Origin of the sequence: Gemmatimonas sp. (genome assembly GCF_021298855.1) — a bacterium.
Classification (GTDB): domain Bacteria; phylum Gemmatimonadota; class Gemmatimonadetes; order Gemmatimonadales; family Gemmatimonadaceae; genus Gemmatimonas.
In genome coordinates, this window is record NZ_JAJTHI010000004.1 from 127,899 (window position 1) to 133,898 (window position 6,000).

The following is a 6,000-nucleotide window of genomic DNA, read 5'->3' on the forward strand; positions in this document are numbered from 1 at the left end:
TGCCCGAGCCGCTGAACCGCCCTCGCGTCCCGTTCGTCTCCCCAGGTCATGTCCACCGCCTCGTCCGCCGATGCCTTCGCCCGTGTTTGCGCCGCCTTCGTGGCGGTGTGGCCGGGCGTGGCGGATCCGGCCTCGCCAACGCGCGCCGAGGTGGGGCGTGTGCTCGACGAGTGCGGGAGCGACTATCGGCCGCTCGTGGAGCTGGTCATCGACCTCGGCCGCGTGGTGCGCCCGCCTCTGGCGTCACTGCCGCCGCAGACCGCTGGCTCGTGGGTCCACGCACGGGCACCGCTGGTGCACCGGCTGGTCTCCACGCGCTATCTCCAGCCCGATGTGGCGCGCTGGGCCGTGGACGTCTGGGGGCAGCTGCTTGGCATCGTGCCGGCGAGCGTGGTGGCGCCGCCGTCACTCGAGTCGGCCGCCGCGCCGGGCGCGGCCGCAGCCGCGGGCTTAGCGGCCGCACGGCCGGCCAGTGCGACGGCACCGTCCGCTCACGCCGCTGCGCCCCAGCCCCGCGTGCTCGCGCCACAGCAGGTACCGGCAGCACTCAGGCAGACGCCAAGCTGGGCCGGCGGCCCGGTGTCCTTCCGGGTGGGGCAGAAACCCAAGGCCTCCACCCTCGCGGCGATGGCCCAGAGCGGCCGCGTGGTGGTGCGCGGCGCGCCGGTCTCCGGGCCGCGTTTTCAGCCGGCGGAGCGTTTCGCGGCCCTCATACTGGCACTGCTGCTGGTGCTGATCACCGGCGGGCTGCTCAACGAGTTTCGGAAGCGCCCCGATGCCCCCGCGCCGGCAGACGCTATGCCAGTGGCCGAGGGCGCACTGGCACCGGCCGCCCCTGCCCCCGCACCGGAAGCGGCGGCGACCGCGATAGTGGCCGCTGCTGCAGCGGCGCCTCCGGTGGACACCACCGTGCGCCCGCTGGCGTCTCCGGACGACAGCCGCGAGCGGCCCGATATCCCGGGCGTGAAGGCCTTCCCGCCCGGCCTTCCGGTACGCGAAACCGGTGTGGCGGGGAGCTACCTGGTCACGCAACGCGTGCGCGATGTGAGCGGGAGCACCAGTTGCGACGCCGTGGCCCAGGCCCTCGCCAACGGGCGCGAGTCGGAGGAACGCGTGGTGCACACGCCAGGCGCGCCCACGTTCGTGCTCAGCACACGGCGCGTGGCAGGAACGCTCGACCGCGACGGCACGTTCGTCTCGGAACCGCGGGCCGGCACCACGAACAACGTGAACTGGCGTTTCCAGATGCGCGGCCGGTTCGGGCCGGATGGCTTCACCGGGGAGAGCGTAACTCACACCGATGCCATTCTCCGTTGGGGCAAGATTCAGACGTGTGTCGTGACTGCCGAACTGACCGGGCGCCGACGCCTGCCGTGAGGGGCGCGGGGGCATGATGGCCTCCCCCCTCGATCCCCGGGTGCGCATGCGTGATGCGCTGCGCACCCTCGTTGACGAAAGCCCTGCCCGCTGGGACGCGCCCTCGCTGTTCGTGCTCCGCAACCGGTTGCTCGATCACACCGGGAGTGATGCGCGGCCGCTGGCCGAATTCCTCATCGAGGCGCTGCGACGCGGCTGGCGCGACCGGTTGCCGTCGGGCGCGGTGGACACCGGGCGCTTCGACGCCATGGTCGCCCCCTTCGTGCTGCAATGGAGCCGCGAACGGTTCGTGCAACCCGAGATGGCCCGCTGGGCGGTGGAGTCGTGGGCGTATGCATTGCGGGTCATCGACGAGTCACAAGTGCGCGTGGCACCGCCCCCCAAGCGCGAGTCCATGTCGGCCATGGCCGCGCGGCTCAACGCGGGGGCCGCGGCCGCAGGCGCGCAGGCCTCGCAGGCGGCGCGGGCCGTGGCCGCCGCCATGGCCGGTACCCCGACAGCCCCCGCCACACTGCCGCGCGCGCGCGGCGGCGCCGGCATGGCCGGAAAAGGGCTTCAGCAGCCCGCTGGAGCCCGCGGAACGCCGCGCAGCACCGTTTCCCCTCCGACGCACTTCAATCCGTCGTACACGCCGCGGACGCCCTCTGGAGGCGGTGGAAGCACTGTACCCGCGTGGATTCCCAAGGCACTCTTCGCCACCCTCTGCGTCATGGCGCTGGGAATCGTGGGGCGCGTGGCTGTGGCCAATGTGACCGGCACTGCGCCTGGGCGCGATCCGGAAGCGCCCGTGTCTGCGGGCGTCGCGCCCCCCGCCCAGCCGGCGAGGCTCTCCGGCGCGCCAGCCAACAGCCCGTCGGCGGCGATGTCGGCGCCCATGCCCTCGCTCGAGGACACCGAGGTGACGCGTCCGCTCGTCTCCACCGCCGATGTGCCGGGTGAGCCGGTGAGGCGTCCCGCAGGGCTGCCCCTGGCGGGCGGCGCCGTCGCGACTGGGGCGGGGGGCTTCCCCACCGTGCCCGACCGGCGGCTCCCCGCCGGCGCCGATCCCACCAGTGCGCGCACCGTGTCACCGGCGCTCACCGGCGGCGTGACGATTCTCGCGCCGGAGAAGCCGGGAGTCCCCTCCATTACGCGTGGGCTGCTGGCGACCGGCGCCGACAGTGGGCGCATGGTCTTCGTGCAGCCGGCACGTCGTGCCGCCGGCGAAGGGCGCCGCATGCAGACGCCGTCGTCGGCCACGCCCATCACCTTCGACGAATTGCACTTCGTGAGCGGCGAGACGATGCGGGGGCGGGTGGATGTGGTGCGCGCCGGCACGGTGATCTTCCGCGACATGCGCACGGGGCTGCGTCATGAATACCGCAAGGACGACATCGCCGAGATCATCACCGAGTTCGGCACCGTGGTGCGATTCCGCGCGGAAGGCGCCAATGCCGCGGCGGCACTCGGGCCGGGAAAGGCTCCGGCCACGGCGGCCGCGCGCGCCAAGGCCGCAGAGCAGCGCGCCCCCGCAAGCGGGGTGCGTGCCCGCGGCGTGGCCGGCCGGTATCGCATTCGGTACGCCGCAGCCTCCGCGGTGGGCTCGCCCGAATGCACGCAGGTGTGGACCCGCCCCCCCAACGCCGAGGACCTGGCCGTGGTCACGCACCTGCCGGGGGCGGACACCCTCGCCGTAGCGTTTCAGGGAGGCGACCTCTTCCCCTCGAACGTGGACCCCGACGGCTACTTCGCGAGCACCTTCCGCATCGTGCCGGACCAGGCGCGCACCATGACGGCGCTCACCACGCGATTGCACGGGCGATTCGACGCGGCCGGCGCGCTCGACCTCACGGTGAACATCGTGTTCTACCGGCGACTGCGGACGGGCGAAATGACGTGCAACGTGACCGTCAAGGCGGCGGGCCTGCGGGAGAAGTGAGGGGCGAGACCCGAGCGGTGAGTGGAAGAGGTGAGTCCGCAGGCAAAGAGTTGAGCCCGGATCGCGTCTCCGCCTCACCCATCACCGCGGCCACTCAGCTCGGCGATCTCACTTCTCAGCGGACGGGGACGAAGGGCGGGGCCACGGTCGGTCCCGGTCCCGGCTTTTCCTTGAGCAGGTTGTCGAAGCTTTCGATCTGCGTGGGGCCGAAGCTGGTGATCGTGACCTGCTGGCCGGTGGCATCATCGTGCAGCACCAGGCGGCCGTCGGTGTAGCGCACGAGTCGGAAGGGCGCAATCGCCCCAACACCGGCGGCGCGGCGGCTGCGGGTGAGGGCGCGCAGCGCCCCACGCAGGAAGCCGTTGCTCCCGGGCGCCAGCACCACCGCGACCTTGTTGGTCGTAGCGTCGATGACGGTGATGCCCTGATTGGGCGCATCCTCGAAGCGCAGCGACCGTTCGATGAGGACGGTGGTGGGCACCTCGCGGAACGCACCGAAGCCGAAGAAGCGGGCGGCGATGGCGAGGGCAAAGACGGTGGCGATGAGCAGCCCCGCCATCTGCAGCGCCGGCTTGGGCACGACGAGCGGCGGGGCCCCGCCGGGACGTTCTCCCGGTTCCGGCTCGAAGATGATGCCCGGCTGTTGCTGGCTCACGCTACACGCTCGCCGGCGAGGGCATGCTCAGTCCGCCGTTCATGCGCTCGGCAGGCCCATTGCGCTCCACCCGCGTGTCCGCGTCGGCCTCGGCATAGGAGGCCACGGCCTGCGAGAGGATCTGCGCCACGCGCTGCGGCTCCTCGAGCCCGCGCAACACCGGCTCGGGATGCGTGACGCGGAAGACGCGGCAGTGCGGCCACAGCGCGATGTACGCGATGCGACTCCCCTTTTGCAGCGTCATGGTGACCTGCCCCGTGCCATCCTTGAAGGTGCCGACCCCGGCCGATTCGAGCAGCTTGAAGGGAATATTGATGGACATGGGAAAGGCCATGCCTACGCGCATCACCACGCGGTGGGTGGTGATGGCATACCACGAGGTGGTGGCGACGGCGCGCGAGAGTCCGAGCGCCGCCAGCATGACGAACGCCGCCAGGGCCACACGGACCACGGCGCTGGCCACGTACACCTCGCTCCCCGGTTCGTGCTCGGTGGAGATGGCCCACAGCGCGAGCATCCCTGCGAAATACACCGCCACGAGACGCCAGTGGAATACGTGTGTGGCCACCGCCTTCATGGACGGTGCGCCCTCCCACAGCAGACGCTCGCCGTCGGGGAGCGGGTGCGGCACGCCGCGAATGTACTGTGGCGCTGCTGGCGCCGTCGGCGTGCCGCCTTCCAGCTGGCTCATAATCAGATGATGGGCTGCGCGCGTTCGGCGAACGCGTACAGGTGACCACCGGCGTAGTACGCGCCGATGCGATCTTCCTCGAGCAGCGTGATCTGGTCGTCGCGCTTGGTGGCCGGCACGTTGGCGAACTGGGCCGCGGTGATCGACTTCACCAGCAGCTTGTCGTTGCCCCAGAGGCCGAAGTTGGGCCACTGCACGTACCCGACCGGCAACAGCACCCGCCGCTCGGCGTTGGCGAGCTGCACCTCGTAGTACGAGACCTGCGGCTCCGAGCGATTCACCCACAGATCGACCACCGTGCCGGCCACCTGCTTGTCGGCGGCGATGACGGGAAGGCCGCGCGGATCGGGATCGCCCTTGGCCACCGAGTAGGTGGGATCGAGGCGCATCGGCACGATCTTGGGAGCCCCGTGATAGGTGAGATCGGGCTCGTCGCGGCGATCGGTGGCCCACGCGGCCGGCCCGACCCCGTCGATCATCGGGTCACCCGTCGGGACGATGGGCGAGCCGTTGTAATTGTCGGCTGGTACGAACGTGACGTCGGACATCAGTGCGCGCCCTCGCTGTGATCGCGGTGAATGTACGTCTTCTTCGCGCCGGGCTTCGGCCACCCCTCACGCGGCCCCTGCGGCGACTCGAGCGGGTAGCCCTCGCGCTTGTCTTCGCGGCGGAGATAGATGATCAGGCCGAAGAAGAACAGCCAGAACGCATACAGCGCGATCTGGGCACCATCGATGTACTCCATCATGAGACGGCTCCGGTGCGGAGGGTTACCGATCAGGCCGGAATATCGGCGAGACCGAATGAACGGCTGGAATCTACAGCATCCTGGACCGGCTCGCGCCGGAGCAGGGAGAACAACGGGATGAGCGTCGCCAGCAGCACGACGACTTCCGTGAGGTACACCATGGTGTAGGGTGCAGCGGGGCTGGTGATGCCGGCCCCCAGCGCGCCCTGGCTCACCAGGTGGGACAGCCAGTCCTTGGCGATGCCACTCACGGCAAATGACAGCCCTTCTGCGGTGGCGAACACCGCCCCCCACGCGCCCAGCGCAATGCCGTGCTGCGAGGCATCGCGGATGTTCATGGCGTAGGACAGCGTCCCCACCCCGAACAACCCTTCCCCGAAGCCGATCATCATGACGCCCACGCGGAACAGGAATGCCGACCGGGTGAAGCTGGCGGCCGCAATGAGGGCGAACCCCAGAATGCCCACGATCGCCCCGTGTGACGCCAGCTTGATGGGATCGGTGTTGGCCCGCATGACGTTGGCCGACCAGGCGAAGGCAATGACCGCGCCGAAGGCCATGATGGCCGTGAGCGCCGTCGTTTCGGCCACGGTGAACTTGAGGATTTCCCC

At 70.5% G+C, this 6,000-nt stretch carries 5 protein-coding genes and 1 pseudogene; 2 read left to right on the forward strand and 4 right to left on the reverse strand.

The window, feature by feature from the left end:
• Positions 1-48: 48 nt before the first annotated feature.
• Together LW840_RS01275 and LW840_RS01280 are read left to right on the forward strand one after the other, a co-directional pair.
• Positions 49-1,377, forward strand: coding sequence for a hypothetical protein (locus tag LW840_RS01275; protein ID WP_291276287.1), 1,329 nt, complete (start codon positions 49-51; stop codon positions 1,375-1,377).
• 13 nt (positions 1,378-1,390) lie between these two features.
• Positions 1,391-3,295, forward strand: coding sequence for a hypothetical protein (locus tag LW840_RS01280; protein WP_291268306.1), 1,905 nt, complete (start codon positions 1,391-1,393; stop codon positions 3,293-3,295).
• A 115-nt stretch (positions 3,296-3,410) separates the two neighbouring features.
• On the opposite strand, the gene puhC is transcribed toward LW840_RS01280, so the two are convergent.
• The 4 genes and pseudogenes from puhC to LW840_RS01300 all read right to left on the reverse strand — a co-directional run.
• Positions 3,411-3,950 (reverse strand): photosynthetic complex assembly protein PuhC, encoded by a 540-nt coding sequence (gene puhC / locus LW840_RS01285; RefSeq protein ID WP_291268307.1) that lies wholly within the window; start codon positions 3,948-3,950, stop codon positions 3,411-3,413.
• A gap of 1 nt (position 3,951) precedes the next feature.
• Complete coding sequence (gene puhB / locus LW840_RS01290; RefSeq protein ID WP_291268308.1) at positions 3,952-4,641, reverse strand: photosynthetic complex putative assembly protein PuhB; 690 nt, start codon at positions 4,639-4,641, stop codon at positions 3,952-3,954.
• A 2-nt stretch (positions 4,642-4,643) separates the two neighbouring features.
• A pseudogene (gene puhA / locus LW840_RS01295) lies at positions 4,644-5,389 on the reverse strand (photosynthetic reaction center subunit H).
• 29 nt (positions 5,390-5,418) lie between these two features.
• On the reverse strand, positions 5,419-6,000 hold a 582-nt coding region (locus tag LW840_RS01300; protein WP_291276288.1), incomplete at its 5' end, for a PucC family protein.